The organism is Granulicella sibirica, assembly GCF_004115155.1.
Classification (GTDB): domain Bacteria; phylum Acidobacteriota; class Terriglobia; order Terriglobales; family Acidobacteriaceae; genus Edaphobacter; species Edaphobacter sibiricus.
Genome location: NZ_RDSM01000001.1, coordinates 2,320,633 through 2,342,560, shown reverse-complemented (window position 1 = coordinate 2,342,560; position 21,928 = coordinate 2,320,633). Strand labels below are relative to the sequence as shown.

At 61.3% G+C, this 21,928-nt stretch carries 19 protein-coding genes; 7 read left to right on the top strand and 12 right to left on the bottom strand.

The window, feature by feature from the left end; translation table 11 throughout:
- Window positions 1-264: 264 nt before the first annotated feature.
- From rpoD to GRAN_RS09745, 4 genes are all read left to right on the top strand, one after another.
- The gene (gene rpoD / locus GRAN_RS09760) at window positions 265-1,977 is read left to right on the top strand and encodes an RNA polymerase sigma factor RpoD (RefSeq protein WP_128912684.1); all 1,713 of its coding nucleotides are present in this window, start codon (window positions 265-267) and stop codon (window positions 1,975-1,977) included.
- 106 nt (window positions 1,978-2,083) lie between these two features.
- Window positions 2,084-3,907 carry a glycosyltransferase family protein gene (locus tag GRAN_RS09755; RefSeq protein ID WP_128912683.1) on the top strand — a complete coding sequence of 608 codons (1,824 nt, stop codon included), beginning with the start codon at window positions 2,084-2,086 and terminating at the stop codon, window positions 3,905-3,907.
- Window positions 3,908-3,913: 6 nt separating this feature from the next.
- On the top strand, window positions 3,914-5,083 hold the full coding sequence (locus GRAN_RS09750) for a glycosyltransferase family 2 protein (RefSeq protein ID WP_206662730.1): 1,170 nt from the start codon (window positions 3,914-3,916) through the stop codon (window positions 5,081-5,083).
- 76 nt (window positions 5,084-5,159) lie between these two features.
- Window positions 5,160-5,513, top strand: coding sequence for a TM2 domain-containing protein (locus tag GRAN_RS09745; protein ID WP_206662729.1), 354 nt, complete (start codon window positions 5,160-5,162; stop codon window positions 5,511-5,513).
- 763 nt (window positions 5,514-6,276) lie between these two features.
- On the opposite strand, the gene GRAN_RS09740 is transcribed toward GRAN_RS09745, so the two are convergent.
- The 5 genes from GRAN_RS09740 to GRAN_RS09720 form a co-directional block, all read right to left on the bottom strand.
- Window positions 6,277-8,676: a TIM-barrel domain-containing protein gene (locus GRAN_RS09740; protein ID WP_241654439.1), complete on the bottom strand. Its 2,400-nt coding sequence runs from the start codon at window positions 8,674-8,676 to the stop codon at window positions 6,277-6,279.
- Window positions 8,677-8,764: 88 nt separating this feature from the next.
- Window positions 8,765-9,124: a hypothetical protein gene (locus GRAN_RS09735; protein ID WP_128912682.1), complete on the bottom strand. Its 360-nt coding sequence runs from the start codon at window positions 9,122-9,124 to the stop codon at window positions 8,765-8,767.
- A 201-nt stretch (window positions 9,125-9,325) separates the two neighbouring features.
- Window positions 9,326-10,258 (bottom strand): hypothetical protein, encoded by a 933-nt coding sequence (locus GRAN_RS09730; protein WP_128912681.1) that lies wholly within the window; start codon window positions 10,256-10,258, stop codon window positions 9,326-9,328.
- Window positions 10,259-10,393: 135 nt separating this feature from the next.
- Window positions 10,394-10,738, bottom strand: a complete 345-nt coding sequence (locus GRAN_RS09725; RefSeq protein ID WP_241654438.1) for a carboxypeptidase-like regulatory domain-containing protein — start codon at window positions 10,736-10,738, stop codon at window positions 10,394-10,396.
- A gap of 117 nt (window positions 10,739-10,855) precedes the next feature.
- Window positions 10,856-11,062: a hypothetical protein gene (locus GRAN_RS09720; protein WP_128912679.1), complete on the bottom strand. Its 207-nt coding sequence runs from the start codon at window positions 11,060-11,062 to the stop codon at window positions 10,856-10,858.
- Window positions 11,063-11,248: 186 nt separating this feature from the next.
- Here GRAN_RS09720 and GRAN_RS09715 point away from each other — a divergent pair, with 186 nt between their 5' ends.
- Window positions 11,249-12,085, top strand: coding sequence for a rhomboid family intramembrane serine protease (locus tag GRAN_RS09715; protein ID WP_128912678.1), 837 nt, complete (start codon window positions 11,249-11,251; stop codon window positions 12,083-12,085).
- Window positions 12,086-12,184: 99 nt separating this feature from the next.
- On the opposite strand, the gene GRAN_RS09710 is transcribed toward GRAN_RS09715, so the two are convergent.
- Window positions 12,185-12,952, bottom strand: coding sequence for a hypothetical protein (locus tag GRAN_RS09710; RefSeq protein ID WP_128912677.1), 768 nt, complete (start codon window positions 12,950-12,952; stop codon window positions 12,185-12,187).
- Window positions 12,953-13,155: 203 nt separating this feature from the next.
- On the opposite strand from GRAN_RS09710, the gene GRAN_RS09705 reads away from it, so the two are divergent.
- Window positions 13,156-15,663 carry a S9 family peptidase gene (locus GRAN_RS09705; RefSeq protein ID WP_192897988.1) on the top strand — a complete coding sequence of 836 codons (2,508 nt, stop codon included), beginning with the start codon at window positions 13,156-13,158 and terminating at the stop codon, window positions 15,661-15,663.
- 69 nt (window positions 15,664-15,732) lie between these two features.
- On the opposite strand, the gene GRAN_RS09700 is transcribed toward GRAN_RS09705, so the two are convergent.
- The 5 genes from GRAN_RS09700 to GRAN_RS09680 all read right to left on the bottom strand — a co-directional run bounded on the left by GRAN_RS09700 (window position 15,733) and on the right by GRAN_RS09680 (window position 20,038).
- Window positions 15,733-16,386, bottom strand: a complete 654-nt coding sequence (locus tag GRAN_RS09700; RefSeq protein ID WP_241654437.1) for a hypothetical protein — start codon at window positions 16,384-16,386, stop codon at window positions 15,733-15,735.
- A gap of 75 nt (window positions 16,387-16,461) precedes the next feature.
- Window positions 16,462-17,067 (bottom strand): response regulator transcription factor, encoded by a 606-nt coding sequence (locus GRAN_RS09695; RefSeq protein WP_128912676.1) that lies wholly within the window; start codon window positions 17,065-17,067, stop codon window positions 16,462-16,464.
- Complete coding sequence (locus tag GRAN_RS09690) at window positions 17,064-18,188, bottom strand: sensor histidine kinase (protein ID WP_161570917.1); 1,125 nt, start codon at window positions 18,186-18,188, stop codon at window positions 17,064-17,066. The genes GRAN_RS09695 and GRAN_RS09690 overlap by 4 nt, the downstream gene beginning before the upstream one ends.
- Before the next feature lie 67 nt (window positions 18,189-18,255).
- Window positions 18,256-19,038, bottom strand: coding sequence for an ABC transporter permease (locus GRAN_RS09685; RefSeq protein WP_128912674.1), 783 nt, complete (start codon window positions 19,036-19,038; stop codon window positions 18,256-18,258).
- Between the two features lie 40 nt (window positions 19,039-19,078).
- On the bottom strand, window positions 19,079-20,038 hold the full coding sequence (locus GRAN_RS09680) for an ABC transporter ATP-binding protein (RefSeq protein ID WP_241654436.1): 960 nt from the start codon (window positions 20,036-20,038) through the stop codon (window positions 19,079-19,081).
- A 259-nt stretch (window positions 20,039-20,297) separates the two neighbouring features.
- Here GRAN_RS09680 and GRAN_RS09675 point away from each other — a divergent pair, with 259 nt between their 5' ends.
- Window positions 20,298-20,534 (top strand): hypothetical protein, encoded by a 237-nt coding sequence (locus GRAN_RS09675; protein WP_128912673.1) that lies wholly within the window; start codon window positions 20,298-20,300, stop codon window positions 20,532-20,534.
- A gap of 12 nt (window positions 20,535-20,546) precedes the next feature.
- Here the strand turns inward: GRAN_RS09675 and GRAN_RS09670 are convergent, their stop codons facing one another.
- Window positions 20,547-21,905, bottom strand: coding sequence for a Y-family DNA polymerase (locus tag GRAN_RS09670; RefSeq protein ID WP_128912672.1), 1,359 nt, complete (start codon window positions 21,903-21,905; stop codon window positions 20,547-20,549).
- Between the last annotated feature and the right edge of the window lie 23 nt (window positions 21,906-21,928).

Genomic DNA, 21,928 nt, shown 5'->3' with positions numbered 1-21,928 from the left:
GGGCGAGGCTCTCCGAGAGCCTTCTCTGAGTCTTTTTTCGTGATGGGGCGTCCAATTATAGTGATACACTTGTGATCGCTGGGAAGTGTGCGCCTCGACCTCTCTAGGAGTGTCATTATGGGCTTGCCACCGCGGTTTATCCGCAACCCCCATTTCCAGCCAACGCATCCTATCGCAAAGGGAATTCTCCGCCCGTCATCCTGTTTTCACAGCGATGAGACGGTCCTCCCGCAAAATTTTTAGTAATGAAGCGAGTACCCCACTGTGGCTGACGAGATAGATAAGTACGAAGACGATTTAGACAAGCTGATCGACACCGGCAAGGAGAAGGGCTACCTCACCTATGGGGAAGTCAACGACCTGCTGCCGGGCGATATCACCTCTCCGGACGACCTCGATGACCTGTTGACAACGATCAACACGCAGGGCATTGACGTGCTTTCGGGCGAATCCCGCATGGGCTCGGATCGTGATAAGTACGAGCCGGAGGCGGGCGAAGAATCAGACGACGTCGAGCTGGATCTCTCCCCAGGTACGCTCGAGAAGACCAATGACCCGGTTCGCATGTATCTGCGCGAGATGGGTACGGTTCCGCTGCTCACCCGTGAGGGCGAGGTCGAGATCGCCAAGCGCATCGAGCGTGGCCAGATCCGCGTCATGAAGGCGATCTCGCGTTCGCCGATCGTAATCCGGGAGATCGTGGGCCTGGGCGAGGATCTGCGGCGCGGCGTCCGGAACATCAAGGAAGTGGTCACCTTCGACGAGGAAGAGCTCACGGAAGAGATCCTTCAGGCACGCGTCCGGCAGACGGTCAGCCGGATCGAAGTGATCGTGAAGCACCAGAAGAAGGCCGCGCAGCTCGAAGAGAAGATCGAGACGCCGACCACGAAGGACACGAAGCAGAAGGTCAAGGATCAGAGGAAGCTTCGCTGGCTCATCGGCCGCGAGCACGTGTACATCAACCGCGTCGTTCGCGAGCTGAAGTACACGAACGGCGAGAAAAAGCGCCTGCTCGACAAGGTCAACAAGACGGTCGACGCGATGCGGACGCTGGAGCGCCAGATCAAGTCGCTCGAGGCGAAGTTCGAGGCGTCGAAGTCGGAAGAGCTGAAGAAGGAATACAAGCGCCAGCAGAAGAACTGCCGCACCGATCTCGAGCACGTCGAGCGCGACGCCGGCATCTCTCTCATCGACCTCAAGCGCACGCAGCGCGAGATGATCCAGGGCGACATGGACGCCGAGAAGGCGAAGCGCGAGCTGATCGAAGCCAACCTCCGTCTCGTCGTTTCGATCGCGAAGAAGTACACCAACCGCGGTCTGCAGTTCCTCGACCTAATCCAGGAAGGCAACATCGGCCTGATGAAGGCCGTGGACAAGTTCGAGTATCGCCGTGGGTACAAGTTCTCGACCTACGCCACGTGGTGGATCCGGCAGGCCATCACCCGCGCCATCGCTGACCAGGCCCGCACGATCCGTATCCCGGTCCACATGATCGAGACGATCAACAAGCTCATCCGCACCTCGCGTCAACTGGTGCAGGAGCTTGGCCGCGAGGCATCGTCTGAAGAGATCGCACGCCGTATGGATATTCCTGTCGCGAAGGTCCGGAAGGTCCTCAAGATCGCGCAGGAGCCCATCTCGCTCGAGACGCCGATCGGTGAAGAGGAAGACTCGCATCTTGGCGACTTCATCGAGGATCGCATGGCGGTTTCGCCGTCGGACGCGGTGATCTCGGTCAACCTGAAGGAGTACACGTCGCAGGTTCTGCGCACACTGACTCCGCGGGAAGAGCGTGTGATCAAGATGCGCTTCGGCCTCGAGGACGGTTCGGAGCACACACTCGAAGAGGTCGGCCAGAGCTTCCAGGTTACGCGTGAGCGGATCCGGCAGATTGAAGCCAAGGCTCTCCGCAAGCTGCGTCATCCAAGCCGCAGCCGCAAGCTGAAGGCCTTTGTAGATGGCGTCAAAGACGTCTAGAAGATCGTAGGACGCACATCGGGGACGTAGCCTTTCGGGTTGCGTCCCCAATGTGTTTAAGGAGTTTGTCGTCTATTTCTGCGATCATCCGTGGAGGAGAACGGATTTGGCCTTGGTAGAAGAAGGGGACGCAGCGGATAGTGGGGCGCTCCAGCGTTTGATGCCGAGGTTCTTTCCGGCATATTGCCTGCTGGTGGCCGCGATCACGTTCGGCTACGCTCTCTACGACCCTTTTCAGATCGACGGAGACGCCGTCGCCTACATGGACATCGGCGAGCTCATTCGCGGCCATATCTGGGCGGGCGTCGTAAACGGCTACTGGCATCCGCTTTATCCAGCCTGTCTCACGCTTGGACGCGTGCTGTTCCATTCGACGCGGGAGAACGAACTGCATGCCTACTACCTGGTGAACTTCGCCATCTTCCTTCTGCAGATGGTCGCAATCGTCTGCTTCACCGATGCCATTGCGGCACTGCGTACTACCGGCGACTTCCTACTCGGCAAGACCGAGCTTCGGTACCTCGGCCTCGGCCTTCTTGTGGTCGCCAGTCAGCGCGAGCTGTCTCTCGGCAAAGTGCGACCAGACGCGCTCCTACAGGCGCTTCTTCTGTTCGCCATGTCATCCCTGCTGACGCACCTGCGAACGGGTCTCGTCCGCTATACGGGTCTCATGGGCTTTGCCCTTGGCCTTGCCTATCTAACAAAATCCTTTGCCTTCCTGTTCGGTCTGATCTGCATCGCCGTGTTGATTGCATTCCGCTGGTGGTGGCAGGAAACACCAGCAGCACGAGCCCTTCTCTCCGGTACAGTCGCTCTAGTCTGCTTCGCCGTCGTGGCTGGGCCTTATGTAACGGCGCTCTCGAGGCAGAAGGGCCGGTTCAACTTCGGCGAATCGGGTGCGCTGAACTACGCCTGGTATGTCGGCGGAACGGAGAAGATGCACCTCGAGCCGTGGCAGACCGAGAAGTTCGGCGCGGCGGAGGTAAAGCTCAAGCATCCCGAGAAACAGCTCATGGAGTCTCCGGGGATCTACAGCTATGCACAGCTTCCGTACGGAACTTATCCGGACTGGTTCGATACGACGTTCTTTAATGATCAGATCAAGCCGAAGACCGCGATCAAGGGTGAGATTCGCCGAGGGTCGCGGAATGTGGTGCTTGTCTTTCGATATGTTCTCAACCATCCCGAGCCAGTCGTGCTGCTCGCGCTTTTCGTGGCGCTCGGAGCTGGACTGTCCTTCAACTGGAGATCTGGGGCGGATGCCTTCTGGGTTGTGCCGCTCGGGCTTGGAGTGGTGATTTGGGCGATCTATGGGACAGTTAACGTCGAGGAGCGCTACGTCACCGTTGGCTATCTGGCCATTGTGTTGACGCTCTTTGCCATGCTAAGGAATGGGAGGATCAGGGCGTTGGCGGGAGCGATGATCCTGATCTTCGCCGTGATGGAGCCGATGGAGTCGCTGCGTAAGCTGGCCGAGATGCGAAGACAGGAGTCGGTCAAACACCTGAGCGCAGGTTGGGTGCATCCGGAGACGGTCGAAGCGGTCAAGGGATTGAACCAGTTAGGCGTGAAGCCTGGAGATTCGGTGGCTTGTATCGGCTGGCGTGGATGTTTGTATGACCAATACTGGGCTCGCGTGGCTGGAGTGAGGATCCTTACGGAGATCTATGCTCCGGATGGGCCTGCGGATGGATATCTGGAGGCGATGCCGAACCGGGCGGAGGCGATCGAGACGGTTCGGCGTCAGGGAGACAAGGTGCTTGTTGGGTACTTCAACGAGGCTCGGATGACGGGGCGAACGGCGGCGACGGAAGGGTGGCAGCAGTTGGGTGAGTCGCATCTGTATGCGCTGCCGTTGAACCTTCCTTCGGGAGCGCAGACCAAGCCTGCGAAGGTTGGACATGCGCCCTCGATGAGTGATGAAGACTAGATCGCTTTGGTAGCATCACGCTATATGGAAGAGCTGACGCTGACGATCCTGATGCCTTGTCTGAACGAGGCTGAGACGCTGGCATTCTGCGTCACTCAGGCGATGACAGCGCTTTCGGACAGCGGCGTTTCGGGCGAGGTGCTCGTCGCGGATAACGGAAGTACAGATGGCTCGCAGGCGATCGCGCTTGGGCTCGGAGCGCGCGTGGTGGATGTTCCGATCCGAGGTTATGGCGCGGCGCTGATGGCTGGGATCGAGGCGGCTCGTGGGAAGTACGTGATGATGGCGGATGCTGACGCTAGTTATCACTTCGACCATCTTCCTCGCTTTCTGCCGAAGCTTGAAGCTGGAGATGATCTCGTGATGGGCAATCGTTTCTCGGGAACGATCGAGGCTGGCGCGATGCCTGCGCTGCATCGATATCTTGGAAATCCGGTTCTGAGCTTCGTGGGAAGGCTTTTCTTCGGGATTCCGGTGCGGGACTTTCATTGTGGGCTGCGGGCTTTTCGGCGGGACGCGATGCTTGGGCTTGGGCTGCGGACGATCGGGATGGAGTTCGCGAGCGAGATGATCGTGAAGGCTTCGCTGGCGAAGATGAGGATCTCGGAGGTTCCAACGACGCTCTCGCCGGATGGGCGGTCGCGAGCTCCACATTTGAAGACGTGGCGGGATGGCTGGCGACATCTGCGGTTTCTCCTGCTCTACAGTCCGCGATGGCTGTTCTTCAATCCTGGGGTGGCGATCTTCTTTCTTGGAGCGCTGGTTTCGATCTGGCTGCTGCCGCATGCTCAGCGAGTCGGGCGTTGGACGCTTGATGTCGATACGTTGACCTACTCGCTTGGTGCGGTGATGGTTGGAGCGCATATCTCGGTGTTCGCGGTGAGTGCGAAGGTGTTTGGAACGCTCGAGGGTTTTCTGCCGGAAGATCCGAAGTTCGAGAGGCTCTTCAAGTTCATTACGCTTGAAGTAGGTTTGATCTTCGGAGCATTGCTTGTGCTGGCCGGCTTCGGCATCCTCGGATATGCTGTGCATCTCTGGAGACTCGCGGGTTTTGGGGATCTTTCGGCTACGCGGATGCTGCGGTTGACGCTGCCTTCGGCGACCTGCTTCATGCTTGGAGTCGAGGCGATCTTCGGCAGCTTCTTCCTGAGCCTGCTCGGCCTCAAGCGCCGCTGAGCCGGGAACATCGTGACAGGGAATGCGTATATCTTTCAGGGCCAGATGGTTCAGAGCCGAGTGAGAGGGGAACGTGATGATCTATCCCGATAGTGTGTACACAGCGCGGATGAACGAGCAGCAGAAGGCGTGGTTCTATGCCGAGTACGAACGCGCGCGCAAGGATGAGATCGCGGGCGTGTTGTTTGCTGTGTTTCTTGGCAGCTTCGGGATCCATCACTTCTATCTCGGACGGAACGGGCTTGGGCTCACGTATCTCCTGCTTTCGTGGACGGGCATTCCCTGCTTCCTTGGGTGGATCGAGGCGTTCTTCATGCCGGCCCGTGTGCGCGAGTACAACGTGGCGATTGCTTCCCTGATTTCGTCACACATTCTTGCTGGTCCGGGAATGCCGGTGCAGAATGGCAGCATGCCTGTGGCTTCTATCTGACGGGCTCGAAGGGGGGTACCCCCCTCCCCATTGCCTGGGCGTAACGCTTTTGTTGTCAATACTATGCGGCAGTCTTTCCCCTGTAAATATTTCATTATAAAGGATTTAGCCGCAAATATTAGTAATGATTGGACTTAGCGGGTTCTCTCATTACGATGCTGAGTTTCGGAAGTGTCAATCTGGAGCAGGGAAACCGCTTCTCCCCTGGGGGAGCGGTTTTTGTTTTCCCTCTGCTTTTAATTGTAGAGAACGCACCGGAACTAAAAGGACATGCACTTTTCTCTTTAGAATGTGATGTTTACGTTGCTTTGGGGCTTGACATGTGAATTTGGCTGGAAATACGCGAAAAATAGTTTCGCTTGCGGCGACCTTGGGCGGTTTGGGCTCCCACCTTAGCCGACGATGAGGCTGTCGGCGAAGGCGGGGCACCCGGCTCGACGGCCAACGACAAGGCAAACGCAGATTCCCTACGGGAATGACAACCAGAACGGCAAAGACAGCGGGCTGGCTGCTCCCACCTTAGTCGACGATGAGGCTGTCGGCGAAGGTGGGGCACCCCGGCTCGACGGCCAATGACAAGGCAAACGCAGATTCCCTACGGGAATGACAACCAGAACGGCAAAGACAGCGGGCTGGCTGCTCCCACCTTAGTCGACGATGAGGCTTTCGCCGAAGGTGGGGCAACCCGGCTCGACGGCCAACGACAAGGCAAACGCAGATTCCCTACGGGAATGACAACCAGAACGGCAATGGCGGTGGCTGGTTATTGCCAGGCTATGGTGGCGGGGGTGCCGGTGTAGTCGAACTCGGCGATGGCTCCGGGCTGGAGGGTGAGGGGGGAGCCGTTGAGGGTGGCGGAGTGGATACTCGTAAATTTCCAGCGGAGGAGGATGTGGGCGTTCTTCTCGCCGGTGATTTTGAGGGTGTTGCCGGTGTGGGTGAGTTCGCGGGCTTCGAAGTCCTTCGTGACCGCGTCCGAAGATGAGCTTCCGATGATTTCGTAGACGCGGCGTTCGTCAAGAGTTTTGATGGTTTTGTTGTTGCTCTCGGTGGTGGGGACGAGGGTCATGACGTCTTCGGGGATTTTGGGGATGATGGCTCCGGCACGGATGTAGACGGGGATGACGTCGAGGGGAGCGTCGGCTATGAGGGTCGAGCCGCCCCTGGTTGCGGCTCCAGTCCAGTAGTTGAGCCAGGTGAGGTTGGGGTCCCCGTTGGTGGGCAGGTAGACGGGGCGGGAGAGGTTCTGGTCGATGACTGGGGCTACGAGCATGTCGGGGCCGAAGAGATATTCGTCCTTGCGGATACGGGCCTGGGGGTCGTCCTGGTTGTTGAGAACGAGGGCGCGCATGAGGGGCATGCCCGTTTTCGCCGCCTCCTGAGCGGCGGCGTAGCGGTAGGGGAAGAGGGACATGTGGAGGATGGAATATTTGCGGTAGGCGTCGAGGGCCCTGGTGCCGCCGTCCTTGGAATCAAGGGGCTTGGAATCAAGGGGCTTGGAATCAAGGGGCTTGGAATCAAAATTCCAGGGGCTGATGTTTGCCGTGGACATGACTTCCATGACCGGGGAGAAGGCGGAGTACTCGGTCCAGCGCATGAGGAGTTGGGCGTTGGGGGTGTCGGGGGTGCCGAGGTAGCCGCCGAGGTCGCTGGCCCAGAGGGGCATGCCGCTGAGGCCAGCGCCTAAGCCGGCGGTGACGACGGTGGGAAGGCCGTTTTCGGGCGAGAAGCTGGCTTCGTTGTCGCCGCCCCAGAGGAAGCCGATGCCGTTGGCTCCCTGGGTGACGGAGCGGGCAAAGAGGACGCCGTTGCCCTTGAGGTCCTTCTGGATGAGCTCTTCGACAGCGTTGTTGTAGAGGACGGCGTAGCGGTTGCGCATGACGCGGGGGTCGGAGCCGTCGGAGAACTTTACGTCGGCGACGAAGTTGCCTTCGGCGTCGTCGTCCTTGAAGCCGTCGGCTCCGGCAGCGATGGCCTGGCGGAGCTGGTCCTGCCACCAGTGCTTGGCCTGGGGATTGGTGAAGTCGATGAGGGAGCCTTCTCCCTTCCACCAGCGGCCCACCCAAGGGGTGTTGTTTTCGTTCCTGACGAAGTAGCCCTTTTCGGCGGCTTCGGCGTAGTTTTCCGCCATGGGCGGGATCTTATCGGCGAAGCCGGGCTCGTGCGGTGTGTCGGACCTGGAGTTGATCCAGGAGGTGTGCCAGAGGACGAGCTTGTAGCCCTGCTCGTGGAGGTGCTTGACCATGGCGGGGGCGTCGGTGAATTGTTTGGGGTTGAACTTGTAGGTGTTGTAGGCGCTTGCCCAGGGCGAGTCGATGAGGATGACGCTGGCGGGAAGGCCGAGGAAGCGCATGCGGTCAATATCTTCGCGGACTTCGGCGTCGTTCTGGTGGACGTCGCGGGACTTCCAGGGGGCGAAGGCCCAGTAGGGAGGGAGGACGGCCCGGCCGGCGAGGGCGGTGAAGTGTTCGAGGATGGATGGGAACTGTGGGCCGAGGAAGACGACCACGCGGAAGCGGTTGCCGGTGACGTCGACGATGATGTCCTCGTTGGAGGAGGCGTTCATGTCGAAGGTGGCTTCGGCGGTGGTGTCTACCCAGAGGCCGTAGCCGGTGGTGCTCATGAAGAACGGCATGGGCTTGTAGGTGGAAGCCCCTTTCGATGCTCCGTTGTCCTGGGAGTAATTGCGGATGATGGTGTGGGCGTGGTTGAGGTCGTTGAAGCGCTCGCCTAGGCCGTAGTAGTTGGCGGCGTCGCGGATGTGGAAACGCCAGATGCCGGTGACGGAGGCGAGGGAGCGGATTTCGAGGACGCCGGAGGAGAGTTCGTGGAAGTGGAGCTTGCTGGTGGGGACGGGGGTGCCGTCGAAGTCGAAGTCGTGGAGGAGGAGGGGGCCGGCTTCTATGCCGCGGTCGAGGTGCCTGCCGGGGAGGGTGACGGCTACGTTGTCAATGTCGCGGCGGGTGATGCCGGGGAGATCCGGCTCCGCGGCCCGCGGCATGGGGGCCGCGCCGGGTGTGGGGGTGATGTCGGCTGGTGCTTCGATGGGGCTTTGAGCTGGCGTTTGAGCGTGTGCCGCTGACGGAGCCAGAAGAGCCAGAGCAGCGAACAGGGCTCGCGATGCCGCACCCAGAGCGACGTTGGGGAATTGTAACTTTTTCACGCACACACTCCACGGATAAAGCAGAAGGCCTGCGGGACTTGCGTCCACACAGGCCGATTCTACTCAGTTCTCCGGGGAGGACAGCGCGTTAGTACGGGCGCGGCGGGGGCGGTCCGAATCCACCACCATGCTGCCAGGCGGCGTCGTAACCGCGGCGGAAGCCTACACGGTAGTCGTCGCGAACCTCGCGGGGGACGCTTGGGTGACGGAACTCATCGCGGTTGTTGACGTTCGGCCGGCGATGATTCTCCATGTCCTTATGAGCGCCATTGATCCCGTCCTGGAATCCGATTCGCTGGTACTGGCGGAATTCACCGGGAGGTGCGTCCCATCCGCCCTGGCCGGGAGGTGGTCCCGGAGGTCCGTAGCCCTGCTGTGCCGTGAGAGCGCCTGTGGTTCCAATCAACGCAAGTGCGAGGAGCGGTGCTGCAAACCGTGTGAATCTCATAGTGTCGACCTTTCACGTTCAGGCGTGTTGTCCGCCCCATTTGTTGTCCGATGGCGGCTCGGAGAGTTCTGTTGTCCGTCGCATACAGAACATGCGGGGAAGGTATGACCTGGCGACCCAAAAGCAGAGACGCCGTACAGGTAAGTGAACCCATACGGCGTCTGCGTGTTGCGAACAACGTTGCTGCGGAGTGCGGGTTGACTACATGTTGGTGTGGCCGCCGCGCATCTCTTCGTTGAACGTGGGCTTGATGAAGGCGAGCGCATCCGCCATATCGACCTCGTACTGGGCGCGGTTGCCCATGAGCTTCTCGGTGGGGATGGCGTACTCGGCGTCCGGGGCGAGGGTGATGAGGCCTTCGGAGACGAGCGCGGTGACGGACTGCTTGAGATCGCTGACGGTGGTGTTGAGGTACTGCGCGTCGCGGGGGTCAAGGAGCCACACGGGCTGGCCTGCGCCGAGGACGCCGGAGAGCCAGTAGACCTTGCCGGCGAGGAACTCGCGGCGCTGGGCTTCGGTGGTGTCGTTGAAGACGAACTTCTTCTGCTTCATGCTGTAGTAGCGGGTGGTGATGGGGACGGGCTGGCGGTTGCCGCTCTTGACGAGCTCAAGCTGGCCCTGGTCCATCGTCTTGCGGATGGCGTTGTAGATGAAGCCCTCGGCGAAGGGCTGTTCCATGGCAGCGACAACCTCGGCGAAGGTGACGGTCATGGAAGCGGATATCTTGGCGTGGAGCGGGCTGTTCTCGCCGTCTTCGAGCTTGATCTCGCCGTGGACGAGGGAGGTGTCGGCTCCGGAGCTGGAGTGGTGGAAGGGCCAGGCGAACTTACCGAAGCTCAGGGGCAGGCCGGTGAGGGTGAGGTAGACGTCGGGGCGTGGGTTGCGGAGGCGCTGGGCGGCTTCGGCGAGGAAGAGCTTGACCTCGGCGTGGAGGTCGGGGCGGCCGAACTCGAAGCGCTCGGTGAGCTCGATGCCGAAGGCCTTGGAGGGGTCGGCGGCGAGGGCGATGGTGAACTTCGTCGTGGGATTGCCGGAGAAGTCGACGCCGGGCTCGGTGGCCGCGACGACGAGGCCTGCGTTGGCCGCGGCCTGCTCCATCTGCGCCATCAAAACTGTGGTGGAACCAATGCTCATGGGGATCTTTCCTTGTGCGTGCTGACGTTCCTCCATTTTACGGTGTCGTGGGCGGCTTTGACGCGGGTTTCTGGGCAGGATGCACGAAGGGCAGGCCGTTGGCCTGCCCTTTCGAGGAAGTCGATGTGCGGGAGGCTAGCTTCCGGTGTCGATCTTGAGGTCGATGGAGAAGAGGTTTTTGCTGTCGAAGGAGCTGATGGTCTTGGTGGAGCTCTTCTTGCCGTTGATCTCGGCCCAGACCTCGTAGTCGCTGTTGGAGGAGAGCTGGCCGAAGCGGTAGCCGCCCGAGTCGTCGGCGATGTAGCTCTTGACGGCGAGGGAGTGGTCGTCCTTGAGGTAGACGATGGCGCCTTTGAGCGGGGCGTCGGACTTGCTCAATACCCTGCCCTGCACGACGCGCTGCACCGGCCCGCGGGTCTGCGCGAAGAGCGATGCCGGGGACGTCGAAACGGCGACGGTTCCGGCCAGGCTGACTGCCAACGCAAATCCGCATGCGGTGCGTACGAGGCCGAATCGCCTGGGCCGAGCGGGACGGGAAGAGAAGCCGGCGTGGTCAGAGGAGCGCATGTCTTTCAGTATACGGCGATTGCAGACGGGCTACTCGTCTTCTTCCTCGTCGCCGTGGAAGACGGACTCTTCCGGGTCGTCATAGCCGGAGTCGTCGACGACCGCGACTTTCAGGGGGTCGAGCGAGACGATCTCCAGATCGGTCCCGCACTCCTCGCAGGGGATGGTCTCGCCTTCTTCCACCTCATCCACGTCGATGATGATCGGACTTTCGCATTCCGGACAGAGCAGAGCCATATCGGCCTCCTTACTTGAGCGTGAATTTCCGGTGCTTGTGTGCGCCGGAAGACTTTCTCATCATGCACCATTCCCGCCTCGAAAGGATGGATGTGGGATCTTTTCCCATGGTGGCTTGGGGTTGCCGGCCCAATCCAAGCCGGATTGGGCCAGGGTTGAGGCGCATGTGGTGAAATACATGTACCTATGGCTCGCTCCGGCCCCATCACGATGACATTTCCACCTTTCTCCGGGTCGACGCGCAAGCTCATCCTCGCTACGCTGGCTGTCTTTTTTGGATTTGCGCTGCTTGGATTGGCTGCCCCGGGGCTTTCGTCGAGGTTGATGTTTCTGTTCGCCTTGATTCCGGCGAACCTGTTGCATGGGCAGGTGTGGCAGGTGCTGACGTACGAGTTTCTGCCAACCGGGATCCTGGGAACGCTCTTCTCGATGCTGACGCTGTGGTTCTTCGGATCGACGCTGGAAGATCGCTACGGAAGCAACTGGCTGATCGAGTTTTACGTGTTGACGGCTGCCGTGGGCGGCCTGATTGCGTCTCTTCTGGCCTATTTCGGGTTTCTGCGCCTCGACGGGGCCGTCATGACCGTCGGCCCGTGGGCTCCGATCATGGCGCTTCTGATCGCGTTCGCGACGGTTTCGGGCGAGGAGTCGATCCGGTTCAACTTCATCTTCACAATGAAGGTGAAGTACCTCGTCGCGCTGTACGTTCTTTACTACCTGGCGATCCTGCTGCTTGGCCCTGACCGCTTTGGCGCGCTCACCTGCCTCACCGGCGCGCTGGTGGGCTATGCCTACATGCGCGTGGCTCCGAGGCGCGGCTTCCTGGGCGGAACGAGCTTCAATCTTTCGGAACGGCTCTACGCGATCCGGAACGAGTTCTACCGGCGCAAGCGCAGGAACGCGGCGAAGAAGTTCGAGGTTTACATGCGGAAGCAGAACCGCGAGGTGCACTTCGACGCGGAAGGCCGGTACGTCGATCCGGATGAGCGGCGCGATCCGAATGACAAGCGGTGGATGAACTAGATCCCATGTTGTGGCCGTCTGCGGTGGAACAGGCAACGGCAGACGCGGATTCACTTCCGGGATGCAACCAGAAGGGCAACGGCAGAAGCAACGGCGTTGCTAGATGTGGGGGCCTATGGTTCGGTCGAGGAAGGCTGCGAGGTGATGCCAGGCGGGGGTCATGCCGATGGGGACGGCTAATGCGCCGACGGCGAAGGTGAGGGGGGCGGCCCACATCGTCGAGCGGTGGAGGCGGTGGAGGGAGATGAGGTCGTAGGCAATCACCATCAGGACGAGGATGCCGAGGCCTGTGACGGCTCCGGCGGCGGGGGAGAAGTGCATGCGGCTCCAGGGGAAGCGGCCCAGGGCGGCGTCGACGAGTCCGATGGTGGCGAGGAGGATGAGGCGCTTGTGGGAGTCGGGCTGGCGGCGGGTGCGCCAGGAGGCGTAGATGATGCCTGCGAACGTGGTGATGCCGAGCAGCGGGGTAGCAGCGGAGACGGCGGGGTCGAGTGGGCCGATGTGGACGCCGCGGTGGAGGGCGTCGACGGCGGCGATGAAGCCGAGGACCACCATGATAGGCGGGAGGCAGAAGGCCACGGTGCCGAGGGAGCGGTGCCACTGGACGCGCTTTGCCGAGATAAGGGCTGCCTGGATAAGGAAGAGGACCATCCAGAGGGTGAAGGCGGCTCCGTGGATGTGGAGGATGGGTGCGGGAAGCGGCGCGTGGATCATGCCGGCGCGGAAGTAGGTAGCGGAGAAGCCGACGAAGACGATGACGCAGAGCAGGATGGCCATGCCGCCGAAGAAGACACGCTCGAAGGTGCGGTTGACCGGGCGGTAGATGCGACGCGTCGCGGGAAGCTTGATGGGCGTTTCGGTTGCCATGGACTCTCCGACACCTGGTGGGATCTAGAACGTGGCCCTGCCGCGTGGGGATCGCTGGCTTGTTTGGTTTGGACTCACGATAGCATGACGCAGGCATCGACGCGATGGATTGGGGCCGCCTTGCTGGACTCCCAACCGGACGCCAAATAGTCTGAGAGTTACGCGGTCTTCCCCGCTTTTCCCGCAACCTTCAGGAGAGATTCATGCCCTCGCACCGCACGCTCGTCCTCGCCGCCATGGCGGTCGCTCTTCCGCTCGCCGCGCAGACCCGCACACTTACCCGCGATGACTACCGGAACGCCGAGCGGTTCATGTCGTACGAGGTGAATCCACTGGTCTTCCATACGTTCGGCACGCCTACGTTTCTGCCGGATAACCGCTTCTGGTATCGGGATAACGGTCCGGATGGGCTGACGATCGTCCTGGTCGATCCGGCGAAGGCTACCAAGGGCCCTGCCTTCGATCACGCCAAGCTGGCCGCGGCTTTGAACACAGCGATGAAGACGGTCACGCCGCCGCCGGGCATGGCTGCTCCGCGCACGCTCGATGCACATCATCTTCCGATCAGCGAGTTCACCCCGGAAGCTGGGCAGACCTTCACGGTTGGCCTGGGAGCGGGAGTCAAGATGCGGTGCGATCTCTCGGAGGCTGGAACTTGTACCCCTGTCGCACCTGTCCCGGAGAAGCCTGCTGGCAAGCCGAACCAGCCGGCGGCAGGACAGAGTTCGACACAGTCGGGAGGGAACGCGCAGATGGCTGCTCGTCCTGCGGCTGGACGAGGGCGGGCGGCAGCCGAGGTTTCGCCGGATAAGAAGAAGCAGGCATTTATTCGTGACCAGAACCTCTGGATCCGGGACGTGGCTACGGGGGACGAGACGCAGCTCACCACGGACGGCGTCAAGGACTTTGGCTACGCCACCGACAATGCCGGATGGACCCACTCGGATAACCCCATTCTGGTCTGGTCGCCGGATTCGACGAAGATCGCGACGTTCCAGCAGGACCAACGCAAGACGGGTGAGATGTATCTCGTCTCGACGAATAACTCGCACCCTACGCTCGAAGCGTGGAAGTATCCACTGGTCGGCGACAAGGATGTCACGATGATCGAGCGGGTGGTGGTCGATGTGCCGACGAAGAAGGTCGTGCGTTTCAAGATGCCGGCCGACCAGCATCGCTCCACTCTTTGTGACGACATCTCCTGCCGCGGCGGGTCTGGGTGGGACGATGTGATCTGGGCCGATGATTCGAAGTCGCTCGCGTTCGTTTCGACTTCGCGCGACCATAAGCAGGAGTGGCTGCGTGTCGCAAACATCGACAGCGGAGATATTCGCGAGGTGTATACCGAGACCGTCCCCAAGTTCTTCGAGAGCGGCAATGGGCGGGTGAACTGGAAGTATCTGCCGAAGACGAACGAGTTTCTCTGGTTCTCCGAACGGGATAACTGGGGGCAGATGTATCTGTATGACCTGACCACTGGCAAGCTCAAGAACCAGATAACCACCGGCGAGGGGAACGTCACGCAGGTGCTGCATGTCGACGAGAAGGCGCGGGTGATTTACTTTCTCGGGGTGGGTAAGGAGAAGGGGCGCGATCCTTACTTTTCGGCGTACTACAGCATCGGGTTCGATGGGAAGAACCAGAAGCTGCTGACGCCCGAGGATGGCGATCATGCGGTTACGCCATCGCCGGATGGGAAGTACTTTGTTGACGTGTATTCGACCGTAACCCGGCCGCAGATCGCGGTGCTTCGGGATAATGCGGGGAAGATAGTTCTGCCGCTGGCGCAGCAGGACATCAGCAAGCTGGTTGGCTCGGGCTGGGCCGCTCCTACTCCTATTACGGTCAAGGCGCGCGATGGCAAAACCGATCTTTATGGATTCATGTTCAAGCCCTCGAGGCTTGAGGTCGGGCGGAAGTATCCGATCATCAACCATGTTTATCCGGGGCCGCAGACGGGCTCGTGCGGTGGGCGTGGCTTTGCCGCGGCGCATGGGGATATGCAGTCGCTTGCGGAACTTGGGTTCGTGGTGGTGTGCATTGATGGGACCGGGACTCCGTGGCGCTCGAAGTCCTTTCATGAGGCCTACTACGGCGACATGGGCGATAACACGATTCCCGACCAGGTTTCGGGGATGAAGGATCTTGCGGCGCGTTATCCGTTCATCGACCTCAGCCGCACGGGGATCTATGGGCACTCGGGTGGGGGCAATGCTACGGCGGCGGCCATGTTCCACTTTCCTGATTTCTTCTCCGTGGGGATTGCCGAGTCCGGCAATCACGACAACCGCGACTATGAAGATGACTGGGCCGAGAAGTGGTCGGGGCTGGAAGTGAAGAACCCTGATGGGACGAGTAATTACGACAGCCAGGCGAATGAGAATACTGCCAAGAATCTCAAGGGGCACCTGCTGCTGGCCCACGGGACGTTCGACGACAACGTGCCGCCGAATAACACGCTGCTGCTGGTCGATGCGCTGATCAAGGCGAACAAGGATTTTGACTTGCTGATGATTCCGAATGCAGCTCATGGATACGGCGTCGCTACGCAGTACATGACACGGCGGCGGTGGGATTATTTTGTTCACTATCTCGCCAAGGCGACTCCGCCGGAGGAGTACGAGATGCAGCCTTATTCGCGCGTGCTTGCGGCGATGGGGCCGGGTGATCAGGAGAGCGAAGCGGAGGAGGCTGTCGATCTCTGGCAGTAGGCTTGTGTCTATCGAAAATGGGGATGGCCCGGCGGATAGTCTGCCGGGCCATTGTGTTTTCCTGTGGAGTTACTCGACGATCTTGCCGTCGGCTGGCGTCGCGGCCCTGGGTCCGCCCGCGGCGCTGGTCACGGCCCATCCGTTCGTCGTGTTGGTGAGCGTAGCCGAGCCGGTTTGTCCGGAGGCGAGGTTCGCCTGAACGCTTGGGAAAGCTGTCTGCGTTTCGGGTGCGGTGGCCCAGCCCGGGGCGTCGGTGAAGCCGTAGTGATAGCTGACCTGGGTCGTCGCTCCCGGCTGGTCGGTGGTTGGTGTGGCCGAGTCGATCGAGGAGACTGTGCGGTGGCCGTAGCAGAAGTTTCCGTAGCCCGGCTGGTTCGGGTCCGCCGTCCAGGATGAGCGGCCCTTGTCGGAGAGGTCGTAGTTGGTCACCTGCTTCGAGAGCACAAGAAGCTTCTTCTTTTCATCCGTGGTTCTGACGAGCAGGCCCTGATCGACCAGCGCATCATAGGGAGCGGTCTTGGTCGTGTCGGACGTATCTTCCTGCGCCGGCAACTTCTTTTCCTCCGACCACAGGCAGGCCGGGTGCGACGAGTAATACGTGTTCAACGCACTCTTGTAGTTGATCGTGTTATCCGCGGTCTTCTTACAGCCTGCGGCACCCATGAGCGCTGCGCCGCAAACCAGCGCTACGCGAACCGAACCTGAAACCTTTGAACTCTTCATCTGGCCCATCACCTCTGTGTCGGTGAGATGCGCCGAGCGGGAAAACCGTCGTCCAACATTCGGGAAACAAACGCTTTACAGCCATCCCTTGGCGCGGGCGATCCGCGCCGCGTCTACCCGGTTCGAGGCTCCGAGTTTCGCAATGGCCTCGGAGAGGTAGTTGCGCACCGTGCCCTCGGACAGGCGCAGCTCCCCGGCTATCTCGGCCGTGGCCCGACCGTCTCCGGCACGCTGGAGGATCTGCCTCTCGCGATCCGTGAGCGGGTCCGCCTCCGAACTCCAGGCTTCGGTTGCCAGGGCGGGATCGACGACGCGCAGGCCGAGATGTACGCGTCGCACGGCATCCGCCAGTTCCGCCGCGGGGCGGTCCTTCAAGAGGTAACCTCGCGCACCTGCGTCGAGTGCCCGGCGCAGGTAGCCGGGCCTGGCGAAGGTCGTAAGGATTACCGTTTTTACTGCAGGATGCGATGTCCGGATCTGCGCCGCGACTTCGAGCCCCGTCATCTTCGGCATCTCGATATCGGTCACGAGCACGTCGGGCTTCAGCTTGAAGACAGCGTCCAACGCCGCCTTGCCATCGGCCGCGCACGCCACTACCTTGATGTCCGCCTCGAGCTCCAGCAGGGCGGCTAGGGCACCGAGCACCATCCCCTGATCCTCCGCGACGACGACCCGGATCATCGCGCCGCCTCAACAATGGGCAGCCGGATCATCAGACGAGTGCCTTTCCCGCTCTCGAGCAGGAACACGCCGCCAAGGGCGTCCACACGCTCCCGCATTCCGCGCAAGCCGTTCCCTTCGCGTTCGACCTTGTGCGTGCCATCGTCTTCTACCTTCAGCGCATGAAAGCCGCCTTCGGTGGCGAGGCTTACGCGGCAGACCGAAGCCTCCGCGTGGCGCACGATGTTCGTCACCGCCTCCCGCACCGCGAGCGACAACACGGTCTCCTGCGTGACCGTCATTTCCTTTGCGGCCTTTGCCTCGCAGCGCAGGGCAACGCCTGCCGCATCGAGCGTCCGCCTTGCGAGTTCGAGTTCGGCAGCGAGACCCTGCGACCGGTATCCGCCGATGGCCTCGCGGACCTCTTTCAGCGCAGTACGCCCTGTCGCTTCGACGTCGCCGATCTCGCGCATGGCTCTTGCAACATCCTGCGATGGCCCATCTTTCAGGAGCCTGCCAGCGAGCTCGGCTTTGAGCACCACAACCGAGAGCGTATGCCCGAGCACGTCGTGCAGATCGCGGGCGATGCGCTCGCGCTCGGCCATCGCGGCAAGTTGCTCGATCTCCTCGTGGGCCATGCGCAGCTTTGCGTCGGCCCGTTTCTGTTGCCCGACGAATGAGTTCGAGACGCCGATGACAGCAATGAAACCAATCGTCGACCCGATACTCAGCCAGTTGAGGTGAAAGTAGATTCCCTCGGCGATCACGAGGCCTGACTGCCCGATCAGGAGAGCCGCTACGAGCGGCATCGAACTGATGCACATGGGCAGGATCGCGGCAGTGTAGACAAAGAAGCTCGACGCGCCTCCATTGATTGGATAGGCGATGAGTCCAAGGATCGTGAAACCGGGCACCCAGTAGAGGCTTGTCCGCGTCGTCACGGCCTGCATGCACCCGACATACACGCCGAGAAACACCAGGTACAGGACGATATTTTCGATCCAGTACGTGCGGTTGTGGTTCATGACGGGATCGATAAAGAAGAAGATGGAGTAAGCCAGCCAGATGTAGTCGCGCTTGCTCTGCGGTCCCTCGCCAAGGGACTTCACCGAATTCCGCGTCCGATCCTCGATCTGATACATCGCATCTCCCACATGCCGTTGGGCCGGCCCGGTTCTCCGTGCAAGCAGTGTACGCGGGCCGGATCCGTCATGCATTCTGCTGGGCGCGGCTGAACACCACCCAGCTTGCGCCGAGCATCACCATGGTGAAGCCTGCCAGCCCAGCCCAGTGGCTGGTCATCGAGGCCGCATCCTCATATCCGAAGACATGCAACATCAGCTGTGACAGATGATAGGTCGGCAGAACCGGGGCAACGCTCTGGAGCCACTTCGGCAGCATGTGGATGGGGATCCAAAGACCGCTCATGAACGACATCGGCAGATAGACAAGGTTGACGACGCCTGTGGCCGCGTTCGCTGGAACCACGAGTGCAAGCAGAAGGCCCATGCTCGCGAAGGTCACGGAACCGACCGCGGTAAGACCCATCATGCGCACGAATTCACTTAGCGTGAGCGAGACGCCGCCGAGCGTCAGGCCTATGACGACCAAGATCGAAACGATGATCAGCCCGAAACCAACCGCCGAGGCGCACTTGGCGAAGAGGTACGCGGCGGGAGGCATGGGACTCGCCCGCTTGACCTCGAGCCAGCCCGCCGCGCGCTCGCTGGCGAGGCCGACGCCGATGCCGAAGAGCGCCGCGCCCACCAGTCCGAAGACCGAATAGCCGCCGAGCATGTACTTCGCGATATGAACACCTTCGTTGTAGGCATGCTTGTTGGCTACGCCGAAGAGGAGGTAGAACATCACGGGAAACCCGATCATCGCTGCTGAAAACGAACGTGTCCTGTAGAGCTTCAGAAACTCGTACTTCGTCTCCTTGACGAAGATCCTGCCAACCGGAGCCTGCATCGTGATCACCGAACCGCTCATAACCGCCTCCTGAACCGTCTGTTCCGTTGTCATCCGCTGACTAGCCCTTGGTGATTTCGAGGAACGCATCCTCGAGCGCGGGGCTCGTGATCTCGAGATTCGCCAGCCCCTCGTCCCGCCGGAGCATCTCGCGTACCACCGCTTCGGCACGGACGGATGTCACCGTGACCACGTCGCCCTGCCGGGCCACGGCCGTCACCGAGTCCAGCGACCACAGCGTCTCGTCGCTCAACCCGGTGTGGCAGCGGATCTTTCTGCCGAGCGCGCCCGAGGCCTGCGACTTGATCTCCGCCGGCGTTCCCTCCGAGACCACGCGGCCCTTGTTCAGCACCACGACCCGATGCGCGAGCGCGTCCGCCTCTTCGAGGTAGTGCGTCGTCAGCAGCACGGTCTTGCCGCGCGCCGCGAGCGCCCGGATCTGCGCCCATAGGCCGCGCCGCGCCTCGATGTCCATGCCGACCGTCGGCTCGTCGAGAAAGATCAGGTCCGGATCTCCCGCGACCGCGAGTCCGAAGAGCACCCTCTGCTTCTGTCCCCCACTCAGCGCTCCGAACTGCCGGTCCTCGATGCCCTCGAGCCCGGCGATCCGCACGATCTCGGCGACCGGAAGAGGCTGAGGGTAGTAGCTCCGAAAGAGGTCGATGTGCTCCTTGACCTTGATCGCTTCGGGAATTCTCGCGACCTGAAGCATCGCCCCGATCCGCGCCCGCGCGGACGCATTTCGCGGATCCTGCCCGAAGACCCTGGCCGTGCCCGAGGTGGGCGCGATCAGCCCGAGCAGGCAGCGGATGGACGTCGACTTCCCCGCGCCGTTCGGCCCGAGCAGCGCAAGCACCTCCCCCGGACGGAGCGAGAGCGAGATCCCGTCGAGCGCGGTCATCGCGCCATACCGTTTCGTGACTCCAGTAAGCGCCGCTACCGCGGGGCGGGGGCTGCTCTCCACCGTCCGTGCTGCCGTATCCACCGAATCCATCGTTTGCACCGCCTGAACGCTCGCCATCGCTCGCTCTCCCTTGTCCTGCATCGCTGCTGACAGAACAATCCTGCGGCCAGCGAGCTACGGAAAACAGTGCGATCCATCAGGGTTGTAAGGTGACACATGTCACCCGGCCCACAGTGAACCAAGCGTGTCCCGGTTACCACTAAAACGTTATAGACAGAGGCTCTCTCACGGGCCTACACTTCTGCTCTCACATCGCACAGGGCTTTGGCGATGTGAAAGCGGCAGTTTCGATGCATCATATTTTGGCAGGTGACCCATGCTTCCCTTCGATCAACGCACCTGGGCTCCTCAACTCGCCATGGCCGTCATCGCCATCACGTTGCTGGGCGAGGTCATCGCGATTCAGATCCTGCGTTCGTACGGCCCACTCGACACTGCCGAGATCACCGCACTCGTCCTCATTCTTATCGCCGTTGTTCCACCGAACATTCACATCATCCGCAGAAAGTCCCACCCCCACTTGCCACTGCAAAAGACCAACACTATCCGCTAGTTGCGGCCCGTTCTACATAAATTCCACGCCGTACTGCACCGGAATCTGCGTAAACGCGATCCGCGTGGGAGCCGACTCGCGTGCAGGAAGCATCCCCGCGAAGTGAACTGTCGTGTGGCCGAACTTCAGGTTGAGTTTATCCATCGTCGACGACAAGTTCCCCCGGTTATCCGGGTCTCCGAACAGTCCCGCCTGAAACTCACTTTCTGGAACGAGGTCCCGCAGCGTCACCCCGACGAAGAACGGCTTCTGACACTGCGGGCCGACCGGTCTCTGCGCCCATAGCTTTCGCAGCACGTCGAGAAGCGAGAGCGTGTCCTGGCAGTCGGCGAAGCGCGCCTCCATCGCCCATCCCGAGTGCTTGATGCCGCTCGTATGCTGCTTCGTCTTTCCAAGCGCGGCTGCTTCTTCACGGGTGAGCGCGAACTTGATCGTCACGGCCATCGAGCCTGTGTAGAACTTCTCCATGCGGAGCCGCATCGCCGCCTTATGCAGGAGCTTGTGCGCGACCGCCCATGAGCCTTCCTGAGATCGATGCTCGGGCCCAAGCACATGCGAGTGGCCGAGCGATTTCTGCACCTCGGGGGCGACTGGTGCGCCGTCGTCTCCCGTGTCGGCACCCCGCAGCCAGTGGTAGAGGCGATCTCCCCAGACGGAGTCCCACAGGCGATGCATGCCCTGCCGGTCGAGGGCGAGCAGGTCCGGCATCGTGCGGATCCCCTTTGCGTTCAGCCGGACTTCGGTTTTGGCTCCGACACCTGGGAGATCGCGCAACTCGAGATGCGCGATGGCGCGCGGCAACTGCGACGGCAGAAGGCCGATGAGACCGTCGGGCTTCTGCATGTCGCTGGCGATCTTCGCCAGGTAGCGATTCGGGGCCATGCCGATCGAGCAGCGCAGCGTCTCGCCCACGTCGTCCTTGATGGCCTGCTTGATCTCAAGCGCGATCTTTCGAGCTCTGGGTGGCTCCTGCTCGCGACCGATGAGCTGGCAGACCATCTCGTCGATCGAGGGCGTGTGGGCTACCGGGCAGCAACGCTCGACCGCCGCGGCGATCCGGTGGGAGAACTTTGCGTACTCGGTGTGGGAACCCGCCACGAGGATGATGTCGGGGCAGATCTCCTTGGCCTTGCCGACCTGCGTCCCGGTTTTGATGCCGAGCGCCTTGGCCTCGTAGCTGGCGGCGATGCACATGGTGGTGTCGGCCATGGTGGGGACGACGGCGAGAGGACGGTTGCGCCACTCGGGGTGTAATTGCTGCTCGACGGAGGCGAAGAAGCTGTTGAGGTCGATGTGGAGGAAGGAGAAGCGGTCGGCCTGACCAAGACGAAAGCCATCTCGATACTCGGGAATCTCGAGTTCGCCGGGCATACGGACCTCCGCCCCTAGTGTAG